The organism is Mycobacterium sp. MAA66 (genome assembly GCF_041261665.1).
Classification (GTDB): Bacteria; Actinomycetota; Actinomycetes; order Mycobacteriales; family Mycobacteriaceae; genus Mycobacterium.
Genome location: NZ_JBGCCC010000006.1, coordinates 1 through 26797, shown reverse-complemented (window position 1 = coordinate 26797; position 26797 = coordinate 1). Strand labels below are relative to the sequence as shown.

General features: G+C 64.0%; 26 protein-coding genes. 16 read left to right on the top strand and 10 right to left on the bottom strand.

Translation table 11 applies throughout. From position 1 onward, the window contains the following. Positions 1 to 258: 258 nt before the first annotated feature. Both ABIA30_RS17890 and ABIA30_RS17885 read right to left on the bottom strand, forming a co-directional pair. A complete protein-coding gene (locus ABIA30_RS17890) occupies positions 259 to 1131 on the bottom strand; it encodes a beta-xylosidase (protein ID WP_370067756.1) in 873 nt (290 codons plus the stop codon). 226 nt (positions 1132 to 1357) lie between these two features. Beyond that, complete coding sequence (locus tag ABIA30_RS17885; RefSeq protein WP_370067754.1) at positions 1358 to 2356, bottom strand: glycoside hydrolase family 6 protein; 999 nt, start codon at positions 2354 to 2356, stop codon at positions 1358 to 1360. 319 nt (positions 2357 to 2675) lie between these two features. On the opposite strand from ABIA30_RS17885, the gene ABIA30_RS17880 reads away from it, so the two are divergent. Next, a complete protein-coding gene (locus ABIA30_RS17880; protein WP_370067752.1) occupies positions 2676 to 3164 on the top strand; it encodes a PRC-barrel domain-containing protein in 489 nt (162 codons plus the stop codon). A gap of 40 nt (positions 3165 to 3204) precedes the next feature. Here the strand turns inward: ABIA30_RS17880 and ABIA30_RS17875 are convergent, their stop codons facing one another. Next, entirely contained in the window at positions 3205 to 3588 is a 384-nt protein-coding gene (locus ABIA30_RS17875; RefSeq protein WP_370067750.1) for a cupin domain-containing protein, read from the bottom strand. 211 nt (positions 3589 to 3799) lie between these two features. Between ABIA30_RS17875 and ABIA30_RS17870 the strand changes: the two genes are divergently transcribed. The 5 genes from ABIA30_RS17870 to ABIA30_RS17850 all read left to right on the top strand — a co-directional run bounded on the left by ABIA30_RS17870 (position 3800) and on the right by ABIA30_RS17850 (position 9554). Then, positions 3800 to 4636: an ABC transporter permease gene (locus ABIA30_RS17870; RefSeq protein WP_370067748.1), complete on the top strand. Its 837-nt coding sequence runs from the start codon at positions 3800 to 3802 to the stop codon at positions 4634 to 4636. Between the two features lie 40 nt (positions 4637 to 4676). Next, positions 4677 to 5399 (top strand): ABC transporter ATP-binding protein, encoded by a 723-nt coding sequence (locus tag ABIA30_RS17865; RefSeq protein WP_370067746.1) that lies wholly within the window; start codon positions 4677 to 4679, stop codon positions 5397 to 5399. Between the two features lies 1 nt (position 5400). Beyond that, positions 5401 to 6426 carry an ABC transporter substrate-binding protein gene (locus ABIA30_RS17860; RefSeq protein ID WP_370067744.1) on the top strand — a complete coding sequence of 342 codons (1026 nt, stop codon included), beginning with the start codon at positions 5401 to 5403 and terminating at the stop codon, positions 6424 to 6426. Positions 6427 to 6439: 13 nt separating this feature from the next. Then, positions 6440 to 7537, top strand: coding sequence for an LLM class flavin-dependent oxidoreductase (locus tag ABIA30_RS17855; protein WP_370067742.1), 1098 nt, complete (start codon positions 6440 to 6442; stop codon positions 7535 to 7537). Between the two features lie 499 nt (positions 7538 to 8036). Then, a complete protein-coding gene (locus ABIA30_RS17850) occupies positions 8037 to 9554 on the top strand; it encodes a PE-PPE domain-containing protein (protein ID WP_370067740.1) in 1518 nt (505 codons plus the stop codon). Here the strand turns inward: ABIA30_RS17850 and ABIA30_RS17845 are convergent. Next, positions 9540 to 10907 carry a flavin monoamine oxidase family protein gene (locus tag ABIA30_RS17845; protein ID WP_370067738.1) on the bottom strand — a complete coding sequence of 456 codons (1368 nt, stop codon included), beginning with the start codon at positions 10905 to 10907 and terminating at the stop codon, positions 9540 to 9542. The two genes, ABIA30_RS17850 and ABIA30_RS17845, sit on opposite strands and share 15 nt — an antisense overlap. A gap of 190 nt (positions 10908 to 11097) precedes the next feature. Here ABIA30_RS17845 and ABIA30_RS17840 point away from each other — a divergent pair, with 190 nt between their 5' ends. The 6 genes from ABIA30_RS17840 to ABIA30_RS17815 all read left to right on the top strand — a co-directional run bounded on the left by ABIA30_RS17840 (position 11098) and on the right by ABIA30_RS17815 (position 16824). Next, a complete protein-coding gene (locus tag ABIA30_RS17840; RefSeq protein ID WP_370067736.1) occupies positions 11098 to 11469 on the top strand; it encodes a nuclear transport factor 2 family protein in 372 nt (123 codons plus the stop codon). A 113-nt stretch (positions 11470 to 11582) separates the two neighbouring features. Next, positions 11583 to 12200, top strand: a complete 618-nt coding sequence (locus ABIA30_RS17835) for a DUF1345 domain-containing protein (RefSeq protein ID WP_370068154.1) — start codon at positions 11583 to 11585, stop codon at positions 12198 to 12200. Between the two features lie 33 nt (positions 12201 to 12233). After that, complete coding sequence (locus tag ABIA30_RS17830; RefSeq protein ID WP_370067734.1) at positions 12234 to 13715, top strand: serine hydrolase domain-containing protein; 1482 nt, start codon at positions 12234 to 12236, stop codon at positions 13713 to 13715. A 171-nt stretch (positions 13716 to 13886) separates the two neighbouring features. Next, the gene (locus tag ABIA30_RS17825) at positions 13887 to 14876 is read left to right on the top strand and encodes an aldo/keto reductase (RefSeq protein ID WP_370067732.1); all 990 of its coding nucleotides are present in this window, start codon (positions 13887 to 13889) and stop codon (positions 14874 to 14876) included. 19 nt (positions 14877 to 14895) lie between these two features. After that, positions 14896 to 15789 carry a helix-turn-helix transcriptional regulator gene (locus ABIA30_RS17820; protein ID WP_370067730.1) on the top strand — a complete coding sequence of 298 codons (894 nt, stop codon included), beginning with the start codon at positions 14896 to 14898 and terminating at the stop codon, positions 15787 to 15789. A gap of 15 nt (positions 15790 to 15804) precedes the next feature. Then, positions 15805 to 16824, top strand: coding sequence for a zinc-dependent alcohol dehydrogenase family protein (locus tag ABIA30_RS17815; protein WP_370067728.1), 1020 nt, complete (start codon positions 15805 to 15807; stop codon positions 16822 to 16824). 26 nt (positions 16825 to 16850) lie between these two features. Here the strand turns inward: ABIA30_RS17815 and ABIA30_RS17810 are convergent, their stop codons facing one another. Then, positions 16851 to 17462 (bottom strand): TetR/AcrR family transcriptional regulator, encoded by a 612-nt coding sequence (locus tag ABIA30_RS17810; RefSeq protein WP_370067727.1) that lies wholly within the window; start codon positions 17460 to 17462, stop codon positions 16851 to 16853. A gap of 98 nt (positions 17463 to 17560) precedes the next feature. On the opposite strand from ABIA30_RS17810, the gene ABIA30_RS17805 reads away from it, so the two are divergent. After that, the gene (locus ABIA30_RS17805; RefSeq protein ID WP_370067725.1) at positions 17561 to 18031 is read left to right on the top strand and encodes an SRPBCC family protein; all 471 of its coding nucleotides are present in this window, start codon (positions 17561 to 17563) and stop codon (positions 18029 to 18031) included. Positions 18032 to 18171: 140 nt separating this feature from the next. After that, positions 18172 to 19572 (top strand): amino acid permease, encoded by a 1401-nt coding sequence (locus tag ABIA30_RS17800; RefSeq protein ID WP_370067723.1) that lies wholly within the window; start codon positions 18172 to 18174, stop codon positions 19570 to 19572. 10 nt (positions 19573 to 19582) lie between these two features. Here ABIA30_RS17800 and ABIA30_RS17795 read toward each other — a convergent pair whose 3' ends face one another. The 3 genes from ABIA30_RS17795 to ABIA30_RS17785 form a co-directional block, all read right to left on the bottom strand. Then, the gene (locus ABIA30_RS17795; protein WP_370067721.1) at positions 19583 to 20830 is read right to left on the bottom strand and encodes an MCE family protein; all 1248 of its coding nucleotides are present in this window, start codon (positions 20828 to 20830) and stop codon (positions 19583 to 19585) included. Positions 20831 to 21213: 383 nt separating this feature from the next. Beyond that, entirely contained in the window at positions 21214 to 21588 is a 375-nt protein-coding gene (locus tag ABIA30_RS17790) for a YidH family protein (RefSeq protein WP_370067719.1), read from the bottom strand. A gap of 225 nt (positions 21589 to 21813) precedes the next feature. Further along, on the bottom strand, positions 21814 to 22791 hold the full coding sequence (locus tag ABIA30_RS17785) for a LysR family transcriptional regulator (RefSeq protein WP_370068152.1): 978 nt from the start codon (positions 22789 to 22791) through the stop codon (positions 21814 to 21816). 451 nt (positions 22792 to 23242) lie between these two features. Between ABIA30_RS17785 and ABIA30_RS17780 the strand changes: the two genes are divergently transcribed. Further along, positions 23243 to 24280 (top strand): FAD-dependent oxidoreductase, encoded by a 1038-nt coding sequence (locus ABIA30_RS17780; RefSeq protein ID WP_370067717.1) that lies wholly within the window; start codon positions 23243 to 23245, stop codon positions 24278 to 24280. A 99-nt stretch (positions 24281 to 24379) separates the two neighbouring features. After that, positions 24380 to 25180, top strand: coding sequence for a DUF1906 domain-containing protein (locus ABIA30_RS17775; RefSeq protein ID WP_370067715.1), 801 nt, complete (start codon positions 24380 to 24382; stop codon positions 25178 to 25180). Between the two features lie 71 nt (positions 25181 to 25251). Here the strand turns inward: ABIA30_RS17775 and ABIA30_RS17770 are convergent, their stop codons facing one another. Together ABIA30_RS17770 and ABIA30_RS17765 are read right to left on the bottom strand one after the other, a co-directional pair. Next, complete coding sequence (locus tag ABIA30_RS17770) at positions 25252 to 25659, bottom strand: hypothetical protein (RefSeq protein WP_370067714.1); 408 nt, start codon at positions 25657 to 25659, stop codon at positions 25252 to 25254. Positions 25660 to 25895: 236 nt separating this feature from the next. Further along, positions 25896 to 26078 carry a hypothetical protein gene (locus tag ABIA30_RS17765; protein WP_370067712.1) on the bottom strand — a complete coding sequence of 61 codons (183 nt, stop codon included), beginning with the start codon at positions 26076 to 26078 and terminating at the stop codon, positions 25896 to 25898. Positions 26079 to 26797 lie beyond the last annotated feature (719 nt).

Sequence of the window (26797 nt, the reverse complement as noted above, 5' to 3'; positions counted from 1 at the left end):
CCGACACCGCGGGCAGGGCACGGCAGGGTATCGAGATGCCGTCGCACCTGTCATCAGACCCGGCCCAGTACTTGCATCAGGAATCGTCACCCAGGGCGGATGTAACCTGCCCGTGCCGGACGTACCCCGTCGCAACCACCTTGCACTACAACAGGTTTCAGTGCTCGATGCGAGCCGGCGGCCGATAGTCGACAGCCCAGCTACCGGACAGACGAAAACCGCCCCGGAGGCGATCCGGGGCGGTTTTCGTATTGGGTATCAGTGTGCCGAGTTCAGCGGTCCGCTCTGAACGGTGACGCGGGACCCTGGCGGGCCGGGCTGGGTCGGAACGCCAACGGAGGGGCCGACGCCTGCGGGAGACGGCCCACTCGGAGCCTCCTTGCCCGGCATGAGGCCGTTTGCATCCACCAGGACAGCACCCGGAATTGCGCCTGCCGCGGCCGCAACAGCTCCGGCCCCCAACGGAATTGGGGCGGCGATCGGAACGGGAGGAACACCGACGGGTACCGGCGGCACGCCCGCGGGAACGGGCGGCACACCCAGCGGAACCGGAGGCACCCCAGCCGGGATCGGCGGCACACCCGCGGGAACCGGGGGCACCCCAGCAGGAACAGGCGGCACGCCCAGCGGAACCGGAGGCACGACGGCTGGGACCGGGGGCACGCCAGCCGGAACCGGAGGCACGGCCGCCGGAACCGGAGGCACGACAACCGGCGGTCCGGGCAGGATCGGCACGCCACCGGCGAGCGGCGAAATCGCCGCTGCGTCAACGGCACTGCAAGGCATCGGAGGGGTGCCGCCGCCACCGGCCGCAGGCACTACACCACCGCCACCGCCCCCGCCACCACCAGCCACGGGGACTGCTCCGCCGCCTCCTCCGCCGCCGCCACCGGCTGCAGGAACGCCCGCGCCGCCGCCCATGCCCGCGCAGCACGCAGACGCCGGAACCGCGCCACCAGCCGCGCCCGCGGCTCCGCCCGCACCTGGAATGACGTTGCCTGCGCTGTCGTAAACGCAGTGCGTCCCACCGGTTTTCAGCGGGATTGCTGCCGCATTGGGGGTCAAAGCCATTGCAGCCACACATAGTCCGGCGCCGGCAACCACCGTCATGGTGAATCGATCAAAGTTCATCGACACGGTCGCTCCCTTGGTTGTGTCCCTAAATTACGACTGCGTAATTTTCAAGGCGAACCGTACGACCAGACGGTGGGCGATGTCGACACGGAAACACTCTTCGTTACCAACCTGAGGTTCATACGATCCGCATCGTGACCCCGGCGTTTCCAAACGGTGTCCTGAACCCGGTTCCATTGCGCGCCAAAACCTTTGCTGCGATGCCGAGTTGCGCTGAGCTTACCTACTGCCCCGCGTTGCGGGCCAGGTCAATGGCGTACTGACTGACAAACTGACCCGCGCCCGGTTCCCCACTACCGCATGAACCGTCGGATTCACCAGGGCGCTTGATCCACAGGTAGGCGTCTGCGTGCGGGCCCGAGGTAGCTGTGGTCGGTGCGACGCCCAACGCTCGGCCACTGGGATTGCACCAATTGAGCGCACCGGCGGCGGGTCCGGCACCGTTGCGCGAAGTATCGATCACGTAGTGCGATCCGCCCAGGATCCCGGATACCGCTTCGCCGAAACCGGTCTGGTCATCTGTGGTGTAGAAGTTGTTGGCATTGAGGGAGAACCCCCGCGCCTGATCCACCCCGGACTGCTTGAGCCGGTCGGCCAGTTGGTCGGTAGTGAGCCAGTGCGAGTGCCCGCCATCGAGGTACACGACCGCGGCCGGGTCCCGGGTGAGCGCGCCGACGGCGTACTTCAAAAGACCGAACCGCTCCTGGAGCTGATCGTCCGACAGGCACTTGGTGTGTGCGACCGCATCGGGTTCGACGATGATCGTCGCCGGCATGGAGCCCAGGCCGGCAGCGACCGCGTCGATCCAGCCCCGGTAGTCGTCAGCCGAAGCGAACCCGCCCGCTGCGTAGCTGCCGCAGTCGCGGTGCGGGATGGCGTAGAGCGCGAGGATCGGCATGGCTCCGGCCGCCTGCGCCGCGCCGACATACTTGGACACCGTGCCGCCTACGGTGCCCGTCGAGAAGGCCTGATCGAGCCAGTACGCCTGCGGGGTTCTGGCGATGGTGGCCAGCTCCGGATTATCACTTCCGCGAGCGGCCCTGGCCGCCGCAGAGTTGGGGTCGGCGTAGAAGGTCTGCCCCGCGAGTGGGTTGTCGTCACCGGTGAGCCGGACCGTCGGGGCCGGAGCGGCCAGCGTCGACGAGGCAATCGCGGCGACGGCCGCCACAGTCAAAAAGGGAGAGATCCATCGCGCGGTGGCGCCGGCTGCTGAGAACGTCACTCGAAAAACTTAGTGCGACAACATAACTGGACGCCAGTCGAGCAAATCGAGCAACGGTCGATCGATCAGAGGGCAAATCACGCGACCAAGTCAGAATGCGCTCTACATGCACTTACGCCAACCGCGCGGCGCGACTCAGCAACGCGATTCGATTCCCGTAGGCAACATCACACCGAACGGCGCCGCGGTCTGTCGGACTCGATGTTTGCCGATTGCCACACGTGGTAACCACCCCGTATCGGCCCAGCGGTCGACGGTCCGCAACGACCGGCGACCAGAACCGATGACCTACGGATACCCACTGAAGGGAAGCGGAACCATGCCAGACATCTCTGACCAGTTGGTCGGCGCGACCGTGTACGACGCCGCGGGAGACAAAATCGGCCGAATCCGTCAGCTGTACCTGACCAGTCTCAGCAGACGGCCGAAATGGGCAACGGTCCGTACCGGACCGTTCGGCGTCTGGAAACTACTGGTCCCGCTCACAGGTGCGCGCTACGACGGTCGCGATTCGGTGCGGGTCCCGGTCGCAAAAAGCAGGGTCAAGAGTGCTCCGCATTTCGACGGCGGCGCTCAGATCGCGCCGGAGGAAGACGAGCGGCTGATGCGGCATTACGGGTTTCCTCTGGAAACGTCGGGCCCGCCGCAGTCGGCGACGCAGCAGCCGGCACCCGGTAAGCACGCCGCAGCGCTGGCAGCCGCAGCGGCAGCGGGGATCGGCGGCACGGCGTCAAACACCTCGGCGCGCACCTCGCCACTGACACCGTCGGAGGAAAGCCCTGTTCGTGATTCTCCCGGCCCGAGCTGATCCGTTCGTGGAACACTCCATAGCAGTTCCCCGGAAGCACTCACACGCTGCCGCTGTTGTCGGTCGGGGTGAAGCGAAGGTCTGAGTCCTCGTCGTAGACCACGTAGGCACGCCGCCAGGGTTCGTCCCCGACGAGCCGCCACGTGTGGCCGGTGCCGCTGTTGTCCTGGGCAAGCAAGATGTCACCGGGGCGGATGATGAACGTGGCACCCGATTTGACCTCGAACTCGAGCGTGCCCGACAACGTGAGGACAAATCGCGGTACCGGGTCCTGATGCCATTCGTACGATCCGCCCGACCGGGTCTCCTGGAAAGATAGCTCGTGGACCCTTATCGGCTGCCCGACAGAATCACCGCGCATGCCATCGACCAGGTCGATCCAGCCCTCTTCGAACAGTGAGTTGCCGTCGTCACCAGTCCACATACGGACGCAACGAATCATTACGGTTCTCCTTCGACTGTCATGCACAGGAATACGAGATGCCATGGTTGGTTGCTTCGCATTCTCCGCCCCCATGGCAATCCCGAGGTGAAATCAGTGCGACTGTAAATCTTCACTGGGTACCCGAAGCTTCGTAGGTTCGACGCCGTGGCATGCGCGCGCACGCCAGATTGCCATCGACCCGGGGAGCGTGATGACCACCCGCCATTCTTCGGTGGCCACCACCGCCATCGGCAGTGAACATGTTGCGGCGTCGTCGCTTTCCTGGCACCAGCGGATACGCGCGCGACGCTGGGAGATCGTCCGGTGGCTGTCGCCATTGCTGGTGGTGGCCGTCTGGCAGGCCGGCAGCGCCTGGGGACTGATCGATCCGGATATCCTGCCGGCGCCGCAGACGATTGCCGAGGCCGGTATAGAGCTGATCGGCAACGGCCAACTTGCCGCAGCACTACGGATTTCAGGTATCCGGGCCGCCGAGGGCCTACTCCTGGGCGGTGTCATCGGTGTGGTGTTGGGTGCGCTGGTGGGGCTGTCGCGGTGGGTGGACGCCACCGTGGATCCGACGATGCAGATGATCCGTGCACTGCCGCACCTCGGCTTGATCCCGCTCTTCATCTTGTGGTTCGGTATCGGTGAGCTACCCAAGGTACTGATGGTGGCATTGGGCGCGGCATTCCCGCTCTACCTGAATACGTCGTCGGCGATCCGTCAGGTTGACCCGAAGTTGTTCGAAACCGCTGAGGTACTGGGTTTTTCAGTCTGGCAGCGCTTGCGGAACATAGTGGTGCCCAGCGCAGCGCCTCAGGTTCTGGTGGGTCTGCGCCAATCGCTGGCCATTGCCTGGCTCACCCTCATCGTGGCTGAGCAGATCAACGCCGACTCGGGTGTCGGATACCTCATCAACAACGCCCGCGACTTCCTGCGAATCGACGTGATCATCTTCGGACTCGTGGTGTACGCGCTGCTGGGCATCGTGACAGACGCGCTGGTTCGAGTCCTGGAGCGCCGTGCCGCGCGGTACCGAATCTGAAAGGCACACTGTGACAGCGATTCACGATCTTCCCGCGTCGGTGAGAACCGATGTCGCCCCGCCCGCCGCGGAACTGCACTCGGTATCCAAGTGGTACGGAAGCGTCCGAGTGCTCGATGACGTGAGTCTGCGAGTGGGTAGCGGCGAGATCGTCGCGCTGCTCGGGCGCAGCGGATCCGGCAAGTCGACGGTACTCCGCGTGCTGTCTGGGCTGGCAGGCCATCACGAGGGCCGGCGGGAAGTGCAGGGCGCGCCCGCAGTCGCGTTCCAAGAACCCCGCCTGTTCCCGTGGCGATCTGTCCGGGAGAACGTGCGCTACGGCCTGACCCGGAACAAAGTTCCTCGGGCTGAAGCATATTCACGGGCCGACCGGGCGCTCGAAGAAGTCGGCCTGGCGGACAAGTCGCAGGCTTGGCCGTTGACCCTGTCCGGCGGGCAGGCACAACGGGTCTCGTTGGCACGAGCGCTGGTCGCCGAGCCACAGCTGCTGCTACTCGACGAACCGTTCGGCGCCCTGGACGCGCTGACCCGCCTCTCGATGCACCGGCTGCTGCTCAATCTCTGGCGCCAGCACGGCTTCGGAGTACTCCTGGTGACCCACGACGTGGATGAGGCGATAGCGCTGGCCGACTCGGTCCTGGTGCTGGAACGCGGTCAGGTGGTGCACACCCTGCGTGTCGAGAACCCCCGTCGACCGCACGGACAGCGCGAAAGCGGCACCGACAGCTACCGGGCTGAACTTCTCACCAAGTTGGGCGTGTGAGATGACCCGTTCCCGAGTCGGGGTCGTGACAGCTCTGCTGGCGGCCACCATGCTGCTGTCGGCTTGCGTATCCGGCCGTCACGTCAGCGGGGAATCATCTGTCCCACAATCTGTTCCACCATCAGAATTGGCCGGACTCACCTTGCAGGTAGGCGATCAGAAGGGCGGCACCGAGTCGCTGCTACGTGCGGCCGGGGAACTGGACAACACGCCCTACCAGGTCCAGTTCTCGACATTCACCTCCGGCCCACCACAGGTCGAGGCCGCCACCGCGGGCAAGATCGACTTCGCCGTAACCGGAAACACCCCACCCATTTTCGGCGCCGCGGCCGGCGCGAGAATTCGTGTGGTCGCGGCCTACTCGAACCAGGCCGACGGCGATCAGATTCTGGTCCCCGCCGACTCACCCATCCGGTCTGTGACCGATCTGCGCGGCAAGAAGGTGCTCGTCGGCAAGGGCAGTTCAGCGCACGGCCATCTACTGCTGCAGCTGCAGAAGGCGAACCTCACGGTGCATGACATCCATTTGGTGTTCCTGCAGCCGGCCGACGCGTTCACCGCCCTGAGTCAGGGGCAAGCCGACGCCTGGGCGATCTGGGACCCGTACACCGCCCTCGCCCAGCGACAACTCAAGGTACGCACGCTGACCACTGCGGCGGGCGTCAGCAACGGCTACGGATTCGGGATTGCGTCGGTAGCCGCGTTACGCGATGCCAAACGCAACACCGCCCTGGCCGATTTCGTCCAACGCGTGGCCCGTGCATCCCTCTGGGCCCAGGCGCACCAGCAGCAATGGTACGTAAAGTACGCCGCTGCAATAGGAATCGATCCGGACGCAGCCCAGATCGCGCAGTCCCGAAGCCTACGGCTGGCCATCCCCCTCGACCAACAGGTGCTCAACTCCGAGCAGCAGCTGGCCGACGTGTTCGCTCAATCGGGCCAGACCGAGAACAAACCGACCTTTTCGAACTTTGTTGACAACCGATTCAGCGATGGGCTGTCGCAATTCTGGAACACCGCCAAATAGGAGACGAATCAACGTGCCCGCCAAGTTTTTCTGGTTCCTGCCCACCAACGGCGACAGCCGGTCGATCGTCGGTGCGTCGCACGCGTCCGCGCATCACACGACTCCGCCCGGATACCGCGAGCCCAGCCTCCGCTATCTGGGTGAGATAGCGCGCGCGGCCGATCGTCTCGGCTTCGAAGGGGTACTCACCCCGACCGGAACCTGGTGTGAGGACGCGTGGTTGACATCGGCTGCGCTGTTGGAGCAGACCGAGCGACTCAAGTTCCTGGTCGCATTTCGACCGGGCTTGGTGCCGCCGACCCTGGCTGCACAGCAAGCAGCAACCTTCCAGCGTTTCTCCGGCGGCCGGTTGTTGCTCAACGTGGTCAGCGGCGGGGACGACGCTGAGCAGCGCCGCTTCGGCGACTGGCTCAGCCACGACGAACGGTATGCGCGGACCGGAGAGTTCCTTCGGCTCGTCCGGCAGATCTGGCGTGGCGAACCGGTTGATCACACCGGCGACCACTACACGGTGACCGATGCCCGGGTCTCTGCGCCGCCAAATCCGTTGCCCCAACTGTATTTCGGTGGCTCATCACCGGCCGCGTTACCGATCGCCGCCGAGCACGTCGACGTCTATCTGACCTGGGGTGAACCACCAGCTGCTGCGGCCGCAAAGATCGCGAAGGTGCGAGAGTTGGCCAAGGCGCGCGGACGCACATTGCGGTTCGGCATCCGGCTGCACACCATCAGCCGGGACACCTCCGAAGCCGCGTGGGCGGTTGCCAATTCGTTGGTGGCGGAGTTGACGCCGGAGCAGGTCACGCAGGCCACGGCGCTGCACGCCAAATCCCAATCGGAAGGACAACGACGGATGACAGCGCTCCATGGCGGGCAATTGGACCGGCTCGAGATCTACCCGAACCTTTGGGCTGGTGTGGGTTTGGTGCGCGGCGGCGCGGGCACGGCACTAGTCGGCAGCCACGAAGAGGTGGCCGCGCTGATATCGGAGTACCACGCCCTCGGATTCGACGAGTTCATCCTCTCGGGATATCCGCATCTGGAGGAGGCTTACTGGTTCGCCGAGGGCGTGCTGCCATTGTTGCGCAAGCGCGGAGCCTTGGCCGCGTAGGCCAACGCGTAGGCCAATTCGGTACGCCTGCCCGACTGCGAATGAGCAGAACTCCGCCGCGGCTTTCTGAGCCCTGCCTGGTAGATATCGCACAGTTTCCTGCATGACATATTAAGTGCCTACGTCGCGCCCTAGTGTTTTCATAAGTTGGTAGCTACAGGTCACATGGTCATTCCCAGTCATCCATCTCAACGGCACGTCAAACTGGCTTTGACCAGCGGCAGTATTGTCACACTGGTGAATTTGCGGCCATAATTCCATACCGTTGGTCGGCGGTTTGGAGTTTGCCATGGGGAGGACCGGCCATGGGGGATTCGTGTTGTTCCGGACACATCGGTCTGCCGTACGTCGGGATACCCAACACCTCAAATAGGTGCCGCTCCATTGACATCGGCGCCACCACCCCAGCCTCACGTCGGCACTTCACGTACTCGGTGCAGTTCCCTACCAGTTCTCTCGACTCGGATAGAGGTTTGCCATGCGTTACGCATCCAGAACGATGAATACTTCGCGGCTGGCCATGGGCACGGCATTGGCGGCGGTGTCGATATTGACTGCAACCACCAGCGGGGCGGCTCAGACGGTGCTCGTCGTGCCAGGGACTGGTAACCCCGATCCCACTGCAACATTCATCAACCGAGAGGTGCAGAACCTCGTCACTCCGTGTCAGTCACCACCCGCCTGCATACAGGATCCGATCAACTATCCCGCATCGTTCTGGCCGATCATCCTCTTCGGACTGAAGCAGCTGACGTCTGACACGTGGAATGTGTCCGTGGGCACCGGCGTCAAGAATCTCATTTACGGGTACACAACGCCCGCCACCGTGACGGGCCTGCCCACCACACACCCGGGGCTCACCCAGGCGTACGAGTCTGATCCCACCGGGTCTTTCTATATTGTCGGCTACTCGCAGGGGTCCACCGTCGTCGCCCTTTTCAAGCAGGACTATCTCAACAACAAGATCCCGCCGAATCCTTCTGGAGCACGCACTATCCTGCCGTCGCTGTCTCAGCTGTCGTTCTTCCTCGGAGCCGACCCGAACCGGCCCAACGGCGGGCTCTTCGAACGGCCGGGCTTCTTCGGGCCGTTCACCATCCCGATCCTCAATGCGACGGTCGGGGATCCGGCTCCGACCAACTCCTTCGGCCAACAGGCCAACAACCAAACCGACAAGATCAACACCGAAGACATCGCCATTCAATATGACGGCGTCTCGGATTTCCCGGAGTACCCGCTCAACGTGCTGGCCGACGCCAACGCCCTTCTGGGGCTGTTCCTCATCCACCCGACGTATGTCGAGCCGAAGGTCACCAGCGGCACCGGTGCCGACGCCCATCCGTACGGATACACCGTCCAACAATTCCAAGACGACGTCTCGGCGGCCGAAAGCAGTTGCACCACAGCCAATAACTGCCAGACCTACGGCGACACCCAGTACATCACCCTTCCCACACTCGACCTCCCGCTGCTCGCACCGCTGCGGTATCTGGGCGACAAGATCGGATTGTCCGGGGTGGTGAATCCCGCGCTCGATCTGATCCAACCGATGCTGCAGGTACTCATCGAGACCGGATACAACCGCACCAGTTACGGCACGCCCACGCCGTTCCAGCTTGTCATCCCGTTGAACCCGTCTGCGGTGTTGGGCCTACCGGCCGCCCTGGTCAAGGCTGCCGTGCAAGGCATCCAGGACGCCATCGGCGATCTCAACGGGACCAGGAAGCCTGACACCACCCCGCTGGACCCGATCTACTCGCCGCCCGCCGGCCCGCCGGTCGCTGCGACCACGCCCGTCACTGCGGCTGCCGTAAAGACCAACGCGCTCAAGACCACCACAGTGAGCACCGCTGTCGTCAAGACTGCGGCAAACAGCGCCACGCCTTCCGCGACGCTTCCCAAGACCCCGGCGCCAAAAACACCCCCGCAGAACCCGATCGCCAAGGCCCTCTCAGGCGCCGTCAGCGGGGCCGCCAAAGCGATCAGGTCCGCCATCAACCATCTACACGGCAAGTAGCACCTCTTCGGCAGCCACCACCTCGGCGGCGGCACGTTCACCCGAGCGGACCGCGCCGTCGATCCAGCCGCACATGCTGGCCGAACTCTCGGTGCCGGCCCAATGGACGCGTCCGCAGGGGGTCCGCAGGGCATGGCCGAATTCGGTGAGCACGCCCGGCGGTGCATGGCTGATCATGCCGCCACCCGAATAGCGCTCGGCGGTCCAGTTCTGTTCGTGATAGCTCACCGGTGTGGCGGCCTTGGCGCCGAATCGGTCGATCAGTTCTCTGATCACAACGATCTTCCGTTCGGCTGGATCCAGCCGTCCGAGCTTGCGTGCGGCCGGCCCCTCGGTGATGACGCACATGATCCCCGGAATGCCTGTGTCGGTGCAGGCATCGATGGTCAGCGTGGCGGGACTGCCGGGCGACGTCGATTGTCCGCACAGCCCATCGGCCCGCCAGAACGCTGCGTCGTAGACGACCGAGATCTTGAAGACCGCGCCGCTGGGCATTCTGCGATGAAGGAACATCCGGTCGACGGGAAGCATTGGCTCATAGTCGATCTGGCTTGCCACGGCTAACGGTACTGCGACGATCGCCCGCCGGGCCCGCACAGTCAGCCGCTGCGCATGGACCGTGACTCCGTCACCGCTCTGCGCGATGAGATCCACCGGCTGGGAAAGATGCAGTGCGTCACCGAGTTCGGCGACCATCGGCCCATAGATGGCACCCATCCCACCCCGCACCCGGGCATCCTGAGCGCCGTCCTTGTTCGAGATGACGAAGATCGGTCCGCCGCCTGACCCCATCTGGTGCAGCGCCCACAACAACGACACCTCCGAGGCGGCCGACGTGTAGATACCGGCCAGCGCCATGTCCAGCATCTCGCGGGCCTGCTGCGAGTGCACGTGTCGGCTCAGCCACTCCCCCAGGCTGATTCGATCCCACTCGGCCGCCCGCTTCGCCTCCCACGGAGCTTCGTGGGGAATCGACTTACACAGGTGCCCGATCTCGAGCAGACCGGCTCCGAGATTGGCGATCGCCCACGGGCTCATCGACCACGGAATCGTGCCGGAATATCGGTGTTTCTTGCCGTCGACGATCATCATCGCGTCGCCGTCGATGTACTCCTTGTATTCCTCGGCACCGAATTCGGCCATCAACGCCTTGATCCGGTCCTGCCCCGGCCCGATCCATGCCCCACCGCAATCGATCCACGTCCCGTCGGACAGGACCTCGGTAAACGTACGACCACCAACCCGGTCGCGGGCCTCCAGCAGTGCCACCGAATGGCCCGCCTGTTTCAGGCGCAACGCGGCAGTCAGCCCCGCGAAACCTGCTCCTACAACACAAAAGTCGGCGTCTGGCATGAGCCGCTCCTTCGACACGAGATCCTGTTCAGGATCCCTGGCGAGTTCCGGCTTACCAAGAAATTGACTACCATGTCAATAGGGTGTCCCCGCGCGTGCTGCCTTGACCTTCCGGTAGCGGGAACCCACACGCTGGTAGCGCACCGGCGGCAATCCGTCGATGAATCAGCTCGACGAAGGAGAACCTGCAATGAACACAATCGCCACCCTCGACCTGCCCGCAACCGTACGCACGTTCTTCGACGCGATGAACAGACACGACACCGCAAGCATGGTCGCGCTATTTCCGGATGACGGTCTGATCAACGACATTCAGCGTGAGTTTTGGGGGCCTGCCTCGATCTCGCAGTTCATCGATCGCGAGATCACCGGCGTCAAGGTCGTTGCCACCAAGGTGGTGGAGTCGAAGGAACACTATGGGGACCACATCGTCTCCGCCGAGATCGATGGCGACTACGACAAGACCGGTGTGCCCGACCCGCTGATCCTGACTTTCTACTTTTCACTTGCCGGCGGCGGCATCAGCCGGCTGATCATCCTCGGGAACAAACCGGGCTACTGAAGGTTTGGCCGCTTCCGCACGTCACCCGACGGGTGGTTCGGCGCGGTAACGCGTAAATCCACCGAGATCGCCGACGCGGCCGGAACATAGATGATGTGAGTACGCGGATTCGCATCTCGGGCGCCGGCCGATTCTGGATCAGCCTCGCGGTTGGCCTGATCGCCGGCGCCATCGCGTGGACGCTATTGGAGCGATGGCCGGTCAGCCTGCTGGTCATCGTCATCACGACCTCGTTCACCCACGTCTCCTGGACCTTCGCCGTGCAGTGGCCGATGGACGCCGAGCAGACCCGCACGCACGCCAGCGACGAGGACGTCAACAACGACGTCGGAAACCTTGTGCGCCTGCTTATCCTGGCCGCGAGCCTCTCCGCGATCGGCATCCTGCTGCGTTCGGCCAACGATGCCGACAAGGCGTCCTTTGCAGGCCTGTCCCTCGTCGCGATCTTGTCGACGTGGGCCCTATTGCACACCATGCACACGGCCCGCTACGCCCGCGCGTACTACAGCGGCACACCCGGCGGTATCGACTTCAATTCCGATGTGCCGCCCCGTTATGTCGACTTCTACTACTTTTCGTTCAACCTCGGGATGACCTATCAGGTGTCCGACACAGCCGTCACCGAAACCAAGATCCGGGCCGAGGTACTCGAGCACTGCCTGTTCAGTTACATCTACGGCACCGTGGTCATTGCCTGCACGATCAATCTCGTGATCAATTTGGTCGGGTGACTCGTCATCACGATTCCGGCTAGCCTCGAGCCGGTGAAAGTGTTGCGCGTCTCCCGGGTCTGCGCCATTGGAATCGCCTCGCTCGCGCTCGCTGCGACCCCGTCGTGCGGACATGCCGTGTACCCGCCGCCCAGCAGCGACAGCGCGGCGCCGGTTGCGCCCAGTGTCGTGCCAACGGGCCCTTTCGCATCCGTCACCCGCTTGGTGAACGACGCCGTTGTGGCACATCGCCTACCCGGCGCGGTGGTGCAAATCGGGCACTCCGGCACGATCGCTTTTGAGCAGGCATACGGCTGGCGCAGGCTGCCCGACGAACCGGCACTCGACGGTTCCTCCAGTCCCGCCGAAATGATGACCGGCGATACGATTTTCGATCTCGCGTCGTTGTCGAAGAGCCTCGCGACCACCGTCGCCGTCATGCAGCAGTACGAGAAAGGATTGGTTCGCCTCGACGACCCCGTGCAGACGTACCTGCCGGACTTCAACGCCACCAACGACCCGCGGCGGGGCCAGGTGACGCTGCGGATGTTGCTCACGCACACCTCAGGTGCAGGCGGCGACTTGAGTCATCAGGGTCCCTGGGGAGTAACCGCGCCGGACAAGGCTGATGGCCTTCATCGCGCTCTCACCGCGCCATTGGAGTTCGGCCCTGGCGAGGGGTTCCACTACTCCGATATCAACTTCATCATCCTCGGTGCGCTGGTCGAGAAGATCACCGGCGAAACGTTGGATGATTACGTGCAGGACAACGTCTTTGCCCCGCTGGGCATGGCAGATACTCGCTATCTTCCGCTCGCCAAAGCGTGCGGTCCGCACCAGATACGCGGAACCGCAATCGCTTTCGAAAACGGCGCGCCCGGAGCGTGTCCAGCGGGCACGTGGAGCACCTCGCTGTTGGCCCGCGTCGCGCCGACCGCGCATGACGACGACACCCCCGGCATCAACCCGGACTTCGACCACCTGCTGCGCGGTACCGTGCATGACCCAACTGCACGCCGCATGGGCGGCGTGGCCGGTAGCGCTGGGGTCTTCTCGACGGTCGCCGACATCGGCCGGTATGCGCAGGCGCTCCTCGACCGCCTCGCCGGACGCCCAAGCACGTTCCCGCTGAAGCAATCGACCCTCGAGTTGATGACCACACCGCAACAGCCCGGTCACACCGCCGGACAGGTCCAAGCGGCGAACGACGCCACCCGTAAGGCCATCGAAAAGTCCCCCAACACAACCGATCCCCTGCTCGCGCCGCACTATCCGGCTATCCCCGGACAGGACCTGCGGGGCCTGGGCTGGGATATCGACACCGAGTTGTCCAAACCGCGCGGCATGGTCTTTCCCATCGGCAGCTTCGGCCACACCGGCTTCACCGGGGTATCACTGTGGATCGACCCGGGGTCGGACACCTATGTGGTCGTGCTGGCGAACGTGATCCATCAGCGCGGCGGTCCACCGATCGTCAGGCTGAGCGGCGACGTGGCCACGGAAGCCGCACGGGCACTGAGGCTTTACCCCAACTAACGGCACCGGTCGCGACGATGCCCCGAGGGGTACTGCCAGTACCTGGCATGGCAGGCACTGGTTGATCGCCCGAGGCCGCGGTTGACTGGGGTCATACTTCATCGTTGACCAGCCCGCAGCCCTGAAACCGTCAGCCGTGAGCTACGCATCCCGCAAACCTGAGGAAGATTCATGCACACACGCACATTGGGACAGAACCTCGAAGTATCCGCGATCGGCCTCGGCTGCATGGGCATGTCGATGGGTTACGGGCCAAATCCCGGTGACCGTGATGACATGATCGACGTCATCCGCTACGCGGTCCGCGAAGCCGGTGTGACATTCTTCGACACCGCGGAGGTCTACGGGCCCTACGTCAACGAGGAACTCGTCGGCGGGGCGCTGGCGCCGGTTCGCGACGAGGTCGTGATCGCCACCAAGTTCGGGTGGAACATCGTTGACGGCAAGATGGCCGGCACCAATTCGCATCCCGACCAGATCCGCCGGGTCGCCGACGCGTCGCGGCAACGGCTCGGCATCGACGTGATCGATCTGTTCTATCAGCACCGCGTCGACCCGAACGTGCCCATCGAGGATGTCGCGGGCACGGTCGGTGAGCTGATCGCCGAAGGGAAAGTCCGCCACTTCGGCCTGTCCGAAGCCGGTGCGGCGACCATCCGGCGCGCCCATGCGGTCTGTCCGGTCACCGCGGTACAGAGCGAATATTCGCTGTGGACCCGCGACCCCGAAGCCGAGGTGCTGCCAACTTGCGCTGAACTTGGCATCGGGTTCGTGCCGTTCAGTCCGCTGGGTAAGGGGTTCCTCACCGGAACTGTCTCGCAGACAACCGAATTCAAATCCGGCGACGTACGCACCACCATCCCCCGGTTCAGCGCCGAGAACGTCGCCGCGAATCAGGCACTGCTCGATCAGGTTCGCGCGCTCGCCACCGCCCGGAACTGCACTACCGGCCAGGTCGCCCTCGCTTGGCTGCTGGCCCAGCAGCCGTGGATCGTGCCTATCCCGGGCACCCGCCGACGTGGGCGCATCGACGAGAACACCGGCGCCACCGCCGTCGCACTGTCCGCCGACGAGGTCGCCGCCCTCGATGCGCTCGCGGCCCGGGTTGGCGTGCAGGGTGACCGGTACAACCCGGCCGGAATGGCAATGGTCGGGCTGTGACCCCGCCTAACCTGGTGTCATGACCACGCTCGATCTTCGCTACGAGATCCGCGAGTTCCTCCGGTCACGGCGAGCCCGCATCACCCCGGAACAGGCTGGGTTACCGGCCTACGGCGGCAACCGCCGAGTGGCCGGTCTTCGCCGCGAGGAGGTGGCGCTGCTGGCCGGCATTTCGATCGACTACTACGTGCGAATGGAACGGGGCAGCCTCTCGGGCGCTTCTGATGCTGTGCTCACCGGACTCGCCGAGGCATTGCAACTCGACGCCGCCGAACGCGACCACCTGTTCTCACTGGCACGCCAGTCGCAGAATGGTGCCGCCGGCCGCAAGCGCACCTCCCCCACGGCCGTGCGCCCGGCCATTCAACAGGTGCTCGATGCCATCACCGACGCCCCCGCGTGGATCCGCAATGGCCGGCACGACATTGTCGCGATGAATCTGCTTGCCCGAGCACTATATTCACCGGTGCTGGCCTTGCCGCGCCGGCCCGCGAACACTACCCGGTTCGTCTACCTGCACCCTGACGCTGCCCGCGAATTCTTCGTCGACTACGACCAGATCTCGAAGAACGCGGCCGCGATGTTGCGTCTGGAAGCAGGCCGGAATCCACATGACAAGGCGCTCATCGAACTGGTCGGTGAACTGAGCACACAAAGTGAGACCTTCCGGCAGCGGTGGGCCTCGCAAGATGTGCGTTATCACCGCAGCGGACGGAAACGATTGCGGCACCCCGCCGTTGGCCAACTCGACCTGGACTTCGAGGCAATGACACTGCCGTCGGATCCGGGTTGGCAGCTCAACGTTTACACCGCCGCGGCGGGCACACCGACCTACGATGGCCTGAAACTACTGGCATCCTGGGCCGCATCGCAGGAGCAGATCGACACCGAATTACGCAGCAGTACAACCTGAAAGGGAATACAGACCATGCATGGTGCAGTCCTCTACGGCAAGGACGACGTCCGGTTCGAAGAACTCCCAGAGCCGACGATCCTCAAACCCACCGACGCCATCGTCCGCAATGCCGCTACCTGTGTGTGCGGGTCGGACCTCTGGCACTACCGCGGAGTCAACGCCGCGCCGGACAAGCCGATTCCCTTCGGCCACGAGTACTGCGGCGTGGTCGAGGCCGTCGGCGACGCGGTGAGAACAGTGAAGCCCGGTGACTTCGTCATCGGGTCATTCTTCGCCTCGGATGGCACGTGCCCGAACTGCCGCAACGGTTTTCAGACCTCGTGCCTGCACAAGGAATTGATGTTCGGCTGCCAGGCCGAGGCGGTTCGGGTGCCCTGGGCCGACGGTAGCCTGGTCGCGACGCCCGATGCGCCCACACCCGATCTGGTGCCCAGTCTGCTGGCCGCCTCCGACGTCATGGGCACCGGCTGGTTCGCCGCCAACGCCGCACAGGTGACGCCCGGCATGACGGTTGCCGTCGTCGGCGACGGCGCCGTCGGCCTGTGCGCGGTGATCGCAGCCAAACAGATGGGCGCAGAACGCATCATCGCCATGAGTCGGCATGCGTCTCGGCAGAAACTGGCCAGTGCCTTCGGGGCCACCGACATCGTCGAGGAACGTGGTGACGACGGTGTCGCCCGGATCAAGGACATGACCGCAGGCATCGGCGCCGACGCGGTCCTCGAATGCGTCGGCACCGAACAGTCAATGCAGCAAGCGATTTCGTCCGCGCGGCCCGGAGCCATCGTCGGGTTCGTCGGTGTGCCGCACGGGGTCAGCATCGACGGCAACACCCTGTTTCGGTCCGTCGTCGGCGTGCGCGGTGGTCCGGCCCCGGTGCGTCGGTTCCTGCCCGAATTGATCAACCTGATCTTCGAGCGGACCATCGATCCCGGCCAAGTATTCGACCTGACCCTTCCGCTGTCCGAGGTCGCCGAGGCCTATGCCGCGATGGACGAACGCCGCGCGATCAAGGTGCTGCTGCAGCCGTGACCAATCCAGCCCAACCCGTACGGTCGCTAGTTGCCTGCACTGCAGGGCAATTGATTCACCACACCCATCGCGAGGTCCTTGGCGCGGGCTAGTTCTGCGTCGTCGGCGAACAATTCACGGCGCATATTGCCCGCGGTGAGAAGTGCGTCGATCGTGAATGCATCGGCTGCAGGGTGGGGCGATCCTGCGGCACTCAGCTCGGTCTCCAGCACGGTCAACCACTCTCGCTTGAGATCCCTGACTGCGTCCGCGACCGGACCCGAGCGGCGGCCGTACTCGGCCGTCGTCGCCGCGATGAAGCAGCCGCCCGGAAAAACCCCGGCGTGGAGGTAGTCGACCCAGGAGTCCATGAGTGCGCGCAGCCGCGGCGCTCCTGGTGCCGCCGTGTACACCGCTGAGATCACCTCTTCGATATAGATGGTGCGCGCTTCGGCGACTGCGGCCACTTGGATCGCCTCACGAGTTCCGAAGACGGTCAGAATGCCGCTTTTACTGACGCCGGTGGCCGCGGCCAAGGCACCCACGGTGATCGAATCGAGTCCGTGCGTCGTTGCGATCATGGCCGCCGCCCTGGCCACTTTGCGGCGCGTGGCATCTCCGCGTTGGCGGCGCCCGTCTGACACATCGACTGTTGTCACCCCTGCACTTTATACGTCCGACTGGACGTATATCGCCGCAGATCGCTACAGTAACGAAACACGTCCGATCGGACGCTTAACCTGAGGCGAGGTGCCGAATGACCGTGGAAGACAAGCAGCAGCTTGAGCACAGCATCGAGATCGCAGCGACGCCGGCCGAAGTGTGGGCTGCGGTCAGCGATGTTCGCCGGATGTCGGAATGGAGCCCGCAGGTCGAATCAACCCGACTTCGGAACGGCGCGAATGACGTCGTCCTCGGGGTGGAGTTCACCAATCTCAACAGCAAAGACGGGCTCAAATGGACGACTCACGGAACCGTCGTGCGCCTGGAGCCTGCCCGCGAGATCGCGTTTCGGATCAATGAGAACTGGGTCATCTGGTCCCTGCGCCTGGAGCCCACGCCTCGGGGAGGCACCCAGCTCACCCAGCGGCGCGAGACGCCCGACGGGATGTCACCGGCCTCGCAACAGTCGGTCGAGGACCACCTCGGAGGGCACGTGGCCTTCACCGAGCTCATGAGCAATGGCATGCGCCAAACCCTGCGGGCCATCAAGACAGCGGTGGAATGACGCCGCGCAGGTGGTGACGTGCGAGGTGGTCGCGATGGTGAATCCGCTGCTGTTGCCGCACTTCGGGTCGAAGTCCAGGACACAGTCGCCGTCAGCTACCACTATGTGAAGCGCTATCACCACCGAGCGGAAGGCACCCGATGTCCCGAAGCCCCCTGCCTGTCGACGGGCCCCCGACAGACGGCGGCGCCGACACCAGCAATACCGAGTTGCACCGCGGGCTGAAGAACCGCCACCTGCAGATGATTTCGCTCGGATCAGCGATCGGGACCGGCCTGTTCCTCGTATCTGGTTCGTCGGTACAGACCGCAGGACCGGTGGTGCTCGTCGGCTACGTGGTCGCCGGCATCGTGCTCTTCATGGTGATGCGCATGCTCGGTGAGATGGCAGTCGCTCATCCCGTCGCCGGGTCGTGGTCGTCGTACGCTCGCGACTACCTCGGCAAGCCGGCGGGATTCATCGCAGGCTGGAACTGGTGGTACATCTGCATCGTCGTATGCATGGTGGAGTTGACCGCGGCCGGGGAGTTCATGGCCTTCTGGTTTCCAAACCTGCCGCACTGGATCACCGCAGCCGTCTTCCTCGCGGTACTCACCGCCGCAAACATGTTCAATGTCAAGGCCTTCGGCGAATTCGAGTTTTACTTCACGCTGATCAAGGTGACAGCCGTCATTGCGATGATCGTGCTCGGTATCGCCATCATCTGCGGAGCGGGCAACTACCACGTGCACGGCCTGGAAAACCTCTGGGCGCACGGCGGATTCGCGCCGATGGGGCTGGGCGCCTTCATGCTGTCGCTGGTTGCGATCACCTTCTCGTTCGGCGGGATCGAGTCGCTCGGCACCGCCGCGGGCGAGGTCGAGGACCCCACCCGCAACATCCCCCGGGCCATCAACGGTGTCCTCATCCGAATCCTGATCTTCTACGTGGGCGCAATCGGCGTCATGTTGATCATCTGGCCGTGGAACAAGGTCGGTACCGATGGCAGCCCGTTCGTACTCATGCTCGTCGGTCTCGGAATCGGCGGTGCCGCAACCCTGTTGAACGTCGTGGTGTTGAGCGCGGCCCTATCGGTGCTCAACGTCATGACCTACAGCAATGCGCGAATCCTGCATGACCTCGCCACCGGCGGCCAGGCCCCACGATTCTTGGCCCACACCAACAGGCATGGCGTACCCATCCGCGGGGTCCTGCTCAACTCCGGGTTCGTCGCAACGGGGGTGGTTCTGAACGTCGTGTTCCCTGGCAGGGCGCTCGCGATGCTCATCTCCATCGTCGTCGGCAGCGAGCTGATCAACTGGAGCATCATCGTCCTGAGCCACCTCCGGTTCAGGACTCGCGAGGGAGCGGGCGTCTTCAAGTCCCCGCTGTCCCCCTTCACCAACTACGCGTGCCTGGCGTACTTCGCCTTGATCTATGTGCTGATGACCAGAATCCCGTCCTTCCACTCCGGGGCGATCGCACTTCCGTTGTGGCTCTGCACCTTGCTCATCGCCGGATTCCTGCTCAACAGAACAGCCGTGCGACAGCCAGGTGCATGACGTCACACCGTCAGGGGTTGATGGTGTTCTCGCCGACTTGGCGGCCCCACACGTATTCCGTGGCGAATGGCGAACCGAGACCGAAGTGGTTGTACGGCGCGATGGACGCTCCGGTGTCCATCACCATGTACGGCATCGGCCAGATGTCCCTGGTGACGGTCCAGCAGCCCGCCCGGCCCTCAGGGCCACCCGAGGCGTTGACCCGGGGCAGGTTCTCCGGATACAGGTACGGATTCCCTGCACCGACGAGTTTCGTGATGCTGACCAGCGAATAGCCGTTACCGCCCACGATGGGCGTTGCGACCGCCGCCGCCCTGCTGAGGCCATGAATTGAACAGTCGACCTCCGGGCTGTACTTGTCCAGCAGCGCCGACGTCGGCAGCAGGTCTTGCAGGCCGCGCACCAGGTAGGGCCCGCCGCGTTCCAAGATGTCGCCACCGGTGTTGCCGAAGCCGACCGAGGCCATCAGCGCCCGATCGACGTTGCCCCGCTGGTCGTTGAACGTACGCGCGGTGGTCACCGCGTTCTTCAGGCCGTCCCACAGATCGGCCGACGCATCGGAGTACACGTTCGCCAGATCGGCGAGCCCGCTGGTGTCGTGCCGCAACGACGGCATCCGCTGATTCAGGTCAGCCAAGATGGCGTCGCCATTCGCCAGCGACTGACCGAATTTGTCGCCCTGGCCATCGAGCGCTTGCGCGGCCGCGGTCAACGTCTGGTTCAACTTGACCGGGTCGACCTCCTCGGAGATTGCGGTGATGGTCTCGAACAGCGTGTCGAATTCTGTTGTGACGCTGACCGCGTCGACCTCGTCGCCACCCTTGAGCCGCTGCGGCGACGGGTTCGGCGGCGAGGTGAAGGCGATGTATTTGTTGCCGAAAACCGTGGTGGCAAGGAGCTTGACGTCCACATTGCGGGGCAACAGACCCAGATACTCGGGATCGACGTTGAGCACCAGGCGAGCCTGCGGGTTCTCACCGTTCACACTCACCACTTCGGCTTCCTTCAATCGGCCGATCGGCACCCCGTTATAGGTGACTTTCGAACCCGGGTCCATCGACAAACCCGCACGACTCGCCAGGACATACAACTGGGCCTTGGTGCCGAAGTACCCGCGGAACTGGTACCAGGTGACAGTGAGCACCAACGCCATGGCCAAAGCCAGGACCAGACCGGCGACCCGATAAGGCGGGGTGCGGACCTTGTTGAGGGGAGCGCGCACCTGACCTTGAGCCACCGGAGGCAAGGGGTTCGTCATCGCGTGACCCCAACTCTGACCGACACCGCATTCCACCTCCGTCCTGGTCACGAGGCAGAGACTGGATCAGTTCATTCGCTCACCGACTCTGCGTGCGATCGACGCTGCGCGCCGGGATGAATGCGCCGACCACGGTGGCCATGGATGACCTCGCCCTGACTTATTCGTTGGTGACGACTGGACCGTCGCATTCGGTGTGGTGCTCGCTCTGGCCGCCCACCTACGAGCTCAGCCGGGCAGGGGTCGTCGGCTGGTGGCTAACCTCGATTGCGGTTCTGTTGCTGCTCGGCGTGAGCATCTACCGTAAGGCCCGCCCAACCAGAGTGACGAGAGTTCACTCATAAATACGTTGATGGCCAATCGATCTCAGGAGTTCGGGCGTTTCACCGACGGATCGCCGGAACGATGTCGGCGACGATGAACAATATCGCCGTGAGCGGTAGAAGAATCCTGCCGATGACCATCGGCAGCCGCTGCGAAGGAATGGCGCCATCGACACGCATCGCCGCTTGTACCAGGTTCCATCGGCGAACCGCCGATGCCGCAAGTAGCCCCCCGCCGAGCAGCAGAAGACCGGCCATCAATGCATGCAGGCCCGGGAACCCTGTACCCGGCGGCAGCTGCATCAACGCGACGCCTCCGGCGATGAACGCGAATGACGTCCGAACCCACGCCAAGAACGTCCGCTCGTTGGCGAGGGTGTATCGGTAATCAGGCTCATGGCCGTCGGTTGCATCGATGTCGGCAACGGGTGGCAACGATTCTGTTCTCGTGCATTCCGATGGTTGCGATGCCCGACTTCGAGATCGCCGCCCATCAGCCGTCGCGTCAGACATTGGTCTACTCCCCTGCAAGCGGTTGGTACGCAGTCGAATTCGTTCCCACTACGTAGATTCCCCAAGGTATGCACCGCCGACGGCCGACGGTAGGAGGGATTCGCTTGTATGGCCACAACCAGACTTTGTGACGGGGCGCGACGGCGTTTATGGATTGCGGCCGGGCTTCAGGCCCGCAGTCTTTCGCGGCGGGTTTGGCCCTGATCGCCTGCTGTGGGTTGTGATGTGGCTGAGCAGGTCTCGCACTGCGCCGGCGGGCGGAGTGCGACCGCCGGTCCAGATCGCTCGCAGTTCTCGGTGCAGGTCGAGTCCAGATGTCGCGACGAGGTGCAGACGTCCGATGTCGACGTCGTCCGCAACGGTGAGGTAGCTCATCACGGCCGGTCCGGCGCCGGCAATCACCGCCGCGCGCACCGCCGCCGCCGACGCCAACTCCAACACGGGGTCGGGCTGGGGTGTCGATGCGCCCAGCGCCTTGTGTAGCGCAGTGGTCAGCGCGTCCCGGGTGCCCGATCCCGCTTCGCGGGTGACCAGTGAGGTCTGATTCAGCTCCGCTGGGGTGAGTGGAGCCTTGCGCTTGGCCCATTTGTGGGTGGGCTGTACGACGACAACCAGCTCGTCGTGGGCCACAACGCAGCTCTTGACATCAGACGGCACACGTGGGGTTTCGATGAACCCTAGGTCCGCCGTCGTGTCGCGCACTGCGGCGACGACGTGGTCACTGTTGGTAGCGGTCAAGATGACCTCTGTGGGTGTCGTACCGCGCAGTCTGGCCTCGGCTTGCATGGACACCAGCCAACGCGGCATGAAGTATTCGGCGACGGTCAGGCTGGCCGCCACCTTGACCCGGCGGCGTTTTTCCGCGCGCAGCGTCGCCAGTCCCGCATCGACTTGCTGTGCAACCTCGATCAGTCGGGCCGCCCATTCGGCCAGCACCGTCCCGGACGGGGTCAGTCGCGATCCGCGCGGTGTACGTGTCACCAACTGCACAGCGGTCTGAGCCTCCAGCGAGGCAATCCGGGCCGACACGGCCTGCTGGCTCAGCCCGAATTCGCGTCCAGCTGCACTCAGGCTTCCGGTGCGGGCCACCGCGAGAAATATCTCCAACGTCGACAGCTCGGGCATCCGCGCACTGAGTGGTTCGATGGTCACAGCTCCCTCGACTCGGGTCGATCGATCTGTCAATGCCCAAGGCTTGCTGGGGATGCCTTTCATGCTGCCGGACCACGCGATGGCAAATCGACGGTGCGCCCAGAATACGACGCACTCGTCGCTGGTCATGTTGAACCGAGCGAATACACGGCAGGAAGAGCTCCCGGCAGCAGCGAAAGCCGCATACTCGTCAACCGCCGCCACGACAGTCGGTCGGGTTCCGGTCGCTGTCGCATTGGTGCGGGTTGGAGGACGCGTTGTTGTGCGGCAACAATTTCCGGTTCCGGCAACACGGACGTTCGACCCACAAACTCAGGTTGTGGGCCAACAAGGCACAGGTCTCTACCGGCGAGCCGGCGCGCGGGAAATCATCGTAGATATACATCGACGTTCAGGCGCATCAATCGTAGATAAGGCACTGCAAATGAGCACTTACGAATGGGCAGTGATCGGGGCAGGACCCGCAGGCATCGCGGCAGTTGGCCGGCTTCTGGATCACGGCGTTGCGCCAACGCAGATCGCTTGGCTGGACCCGGATTTCACTGCTGGTGACCTCGGTGGCAAGTGGCGTGAAGTCCCCAGCAATACTGTGGCTTCACTGTTCCTCGATTACCTCGACGCCTCGCCGTCGTTTCAGTTCGCCGCCGCTCCGCCGTTTGAGCTGACTGCGATCGACCCGCACCAGACCTGTCCGCTGGGGATGGTCGCCGATGCACTGGTGTGGATCAGCGAGCATCTGCGACGTCGCGTCGTGCCGATCCGCGGTATTGCCACCGCGTTGCGCTTGCGGAACCGGGCGTGGACCATCGAGATTGGCGACGACCAGATCACCGCCACCAACGTCGTTCTCGCGGTGGGAGCGACTCCCCGGAAGCTCGATTACCCCGGCTTACCGGAAATTCCGCTGGAGATTGCCCTGAGCCCCAGCCGACTTGCACACGAATCCCTCGATGGTGCAACCGTTGCGGTATTCGGGGCATCGCACTCGGCGATGATCGCATTGCCGAACCTGCTGGCGCTACCGGTCAGGAAAGTCATCAACATCTACCGCCATCCGCTCAGGTATGCGGTCGATCTCGGCGACTGGACGCTGTTCGACGACGTCGGACTGAAGGGTCAGGCCGCACAGTGGGCCCGGGAGAACATCGACGGAGTGCATCCACCTCGCCTGGAGCGCTACTGCCTGCACCATGACGAGACCGCCGCGCGACTCACGGAATGCGACCACGTGGTCTACACCGTCGGATTGCAGCGTCGGCCGCTTCCGGCGCTACCGCAGTGGGACAGGCTGGACTACGACCCGACCACCGGAATCATCGCCCCGGGCCTGTTCGGATTTGGCGTGGCATTCCCCGAGTACCACGTCGATCCAACGGGATTCGGCCAACATCGGGTCGGTCTGTACAAGTTCATGCAATACCTCGATGCCGTCTTGCCGATCTGGCTGAACTACCGCCCGTGAGCCCGATGCATGCGTGGGCCCGCAGGCAAAACGGCGAAGATCTCAACTCGGCCAGCGTGGCTACACCGTTGACACGAGTCACATTGTTAACATCGGCCGATGCAAGACTGGCCAGAGATTGGGCGGTCACGCCCGGTTTCCCGGCGTGACGCCCTGCGCTACGCCGCTGCTGCGTCGGCGTTGGCCGGGCTGGGTGCGGCATCAGCTGCTGCCGGTGCGCCCACGGCGTCGGCTGCCGCCCCAACGCTGATCGACTTCGCCATGCGCCAGATTCCGGCGCAGGACATCCGGGCCGCCGGCCACGCTGGAGTGATCAACTACGTCTCCACGTCGCGTCCCGGCTCGTCCTTCGGCGCCAAGCCGATCACCCGGCCCTACGCCCAGTCGCTGGCTGCCGCCGGGCTGGCAATTGTCAGCAATTACCAATACGGCAAGCCGGGCGGGACGGCCCCGTCGGACTTCACGCGCGGATTCGCCGGCGGCGTGGCCGACGCTCGTACGGGCTGGGCGCTGCATACCGCCGCCGGTGGCGGCCAAAGTGCGCCGATCTTCTTCACCATCGACGACGATATCGACCGCAACACATGGAGTACCGTTGCGCTGCAATGGTTTCGCGGCATCAACTCAGTCCTTGGTGTGCAGCGCACCGGCATCTACGGCGGTATCAATGCGTGCCAGTGGGCTGCCGGCGACGGCGTTATCGGGAATTCAACGACGGCCGGCCGCGTGTGGGCCTGGCAGACCCGGTCCTGGTCTCGTGGTCAGGTCTTCCCCGCCGCGGTTCTCTACCAACGCATCGTGAGTACCGCGTCGAATCCGGGCCCCGTGGTTGGCGGGCTCGAAGTCGACGTCAGCGACGCCCTGGCCTCCGATGTCGGCCAGTGGAACCTGCACCCGTGAGGTCGTAGCAAGACGGCAGGCATGCCAGCTCCTCGCCCGGCCAGCACCTAGCGGATAGGGTGGTCGGTGACCTAGCTTGCCCGAGTCGGTACGCAGCAGCCCCGTTCATATGCCACACCGGAAATCACCAGGGCTGCAGGCTGTCTCATGGAGATCGGCGAGCTGCCGATCGCCAGCGGCTGGCGAGTGGTGACGGGCCTCGTGAAGCCCTCGATCAGTAGCCGGAGGCACTCGTAGTCCTCATGCAGCGCATACGCTTCGAGCCAAGTGGTACAGAGCTGCACCAGATGGGGATGCAGGCAGATATCTTTGACGGCAATCAGTTTGAGCAGTATGCGAATAGCCGTAAATGAGTCGCCACCTCCGACACTGACGAAGACGTGCTGACGCTCTCGGACATTCAATTGAGGCTTGGCAGCTTCGATGAGCGACCACGCCAACTTCGTTTCTTGTACATGTTGCATCGTGGTGACCGCCAACTGCTTGTGTCAACGCTGAGGAGCGCCGAAGCCGAGTTCTACGCGTGATATCCGAAGCCGCACCAACTCCCACGGACATACCATCCGAGGAGCGCCCATGGCTGTCCTGACGGCGATCAGCACGGTGCCGACATCGGTGACTGTGGCGACATGCGCGCCATTGCGAACCACATCGCCAACGCAGAACTGCCGCGCCGCGCCACCAAGGTATGCGCTACGTCCCGCACCCGTCGTGGTCATGTCCACTGCCGCCCGTATTCGAGGCGAGGGATAGCCAATTCACCGCGCGCATGCCAGCACAGTGTGCCTTTGCCATCACGCCAATACACCCGGTATCGGACCGCATCGCAGTCGACGATGATGCCCGAACCCCGTCGGTGATCATCCCGCAACAACACGGTGTCACCGACCACTGGCATGCGCGGATCCCGCCCGATTATCATGACCGGCTCCCGTCGACCCGGTGTCTGATCTCGGCCACGAACCGCCGCCCCTGATTGTCGACGACGTCCCACGAAAATGGCCCGCGCCATTGTGTTTCGCCCAGCATGTGAACGGTGCGCCTCGCGTCTTCCTCGGAGCCGAGGTTCGGCAGCCGCCGCCCGTCACTGGTTATCAGAGTCCACATGGCCACCGCCGCAGATCATTTCAAATGTTGGTAGATATCCGATCGCCATCGGCGCGGCCCCCTTCACTCCTACTGAAGAGCCTCAAACGTCCGCCAGCAATGGCCGACGTCTGGCATTGTGCTTCCATCGGGTGTGGACGACAGGGTTGCCCACACGAATGTCGTTCTACGACAATCTGATCCAGCTGGATCATTCGAACTATGTATAGAAGTTCACTACCACTGCGAGCCAGACAAAAGAGTAGGCACTACTCCTCTCGCAGCCCACGGATCAAACGTGTGCGCAGCTGCGGTCCAATGGCCGACGCTCAACAGTGAAGAGTCCGCGCAGCCAAAGAGATACGCCACGCTTGTACCGCACACCTGGTCGGATGAGGTCAGGCCGGCCTAGACCACCATTCCGATTCGCAGGACAGCCAGCCCTTCGGCGATCAGTGGTGCCACGGCCTGGCCCACCGGATCCTCATACCCACCATCACCGCTGCCCATCCGAGCCCGAAAATCGATACC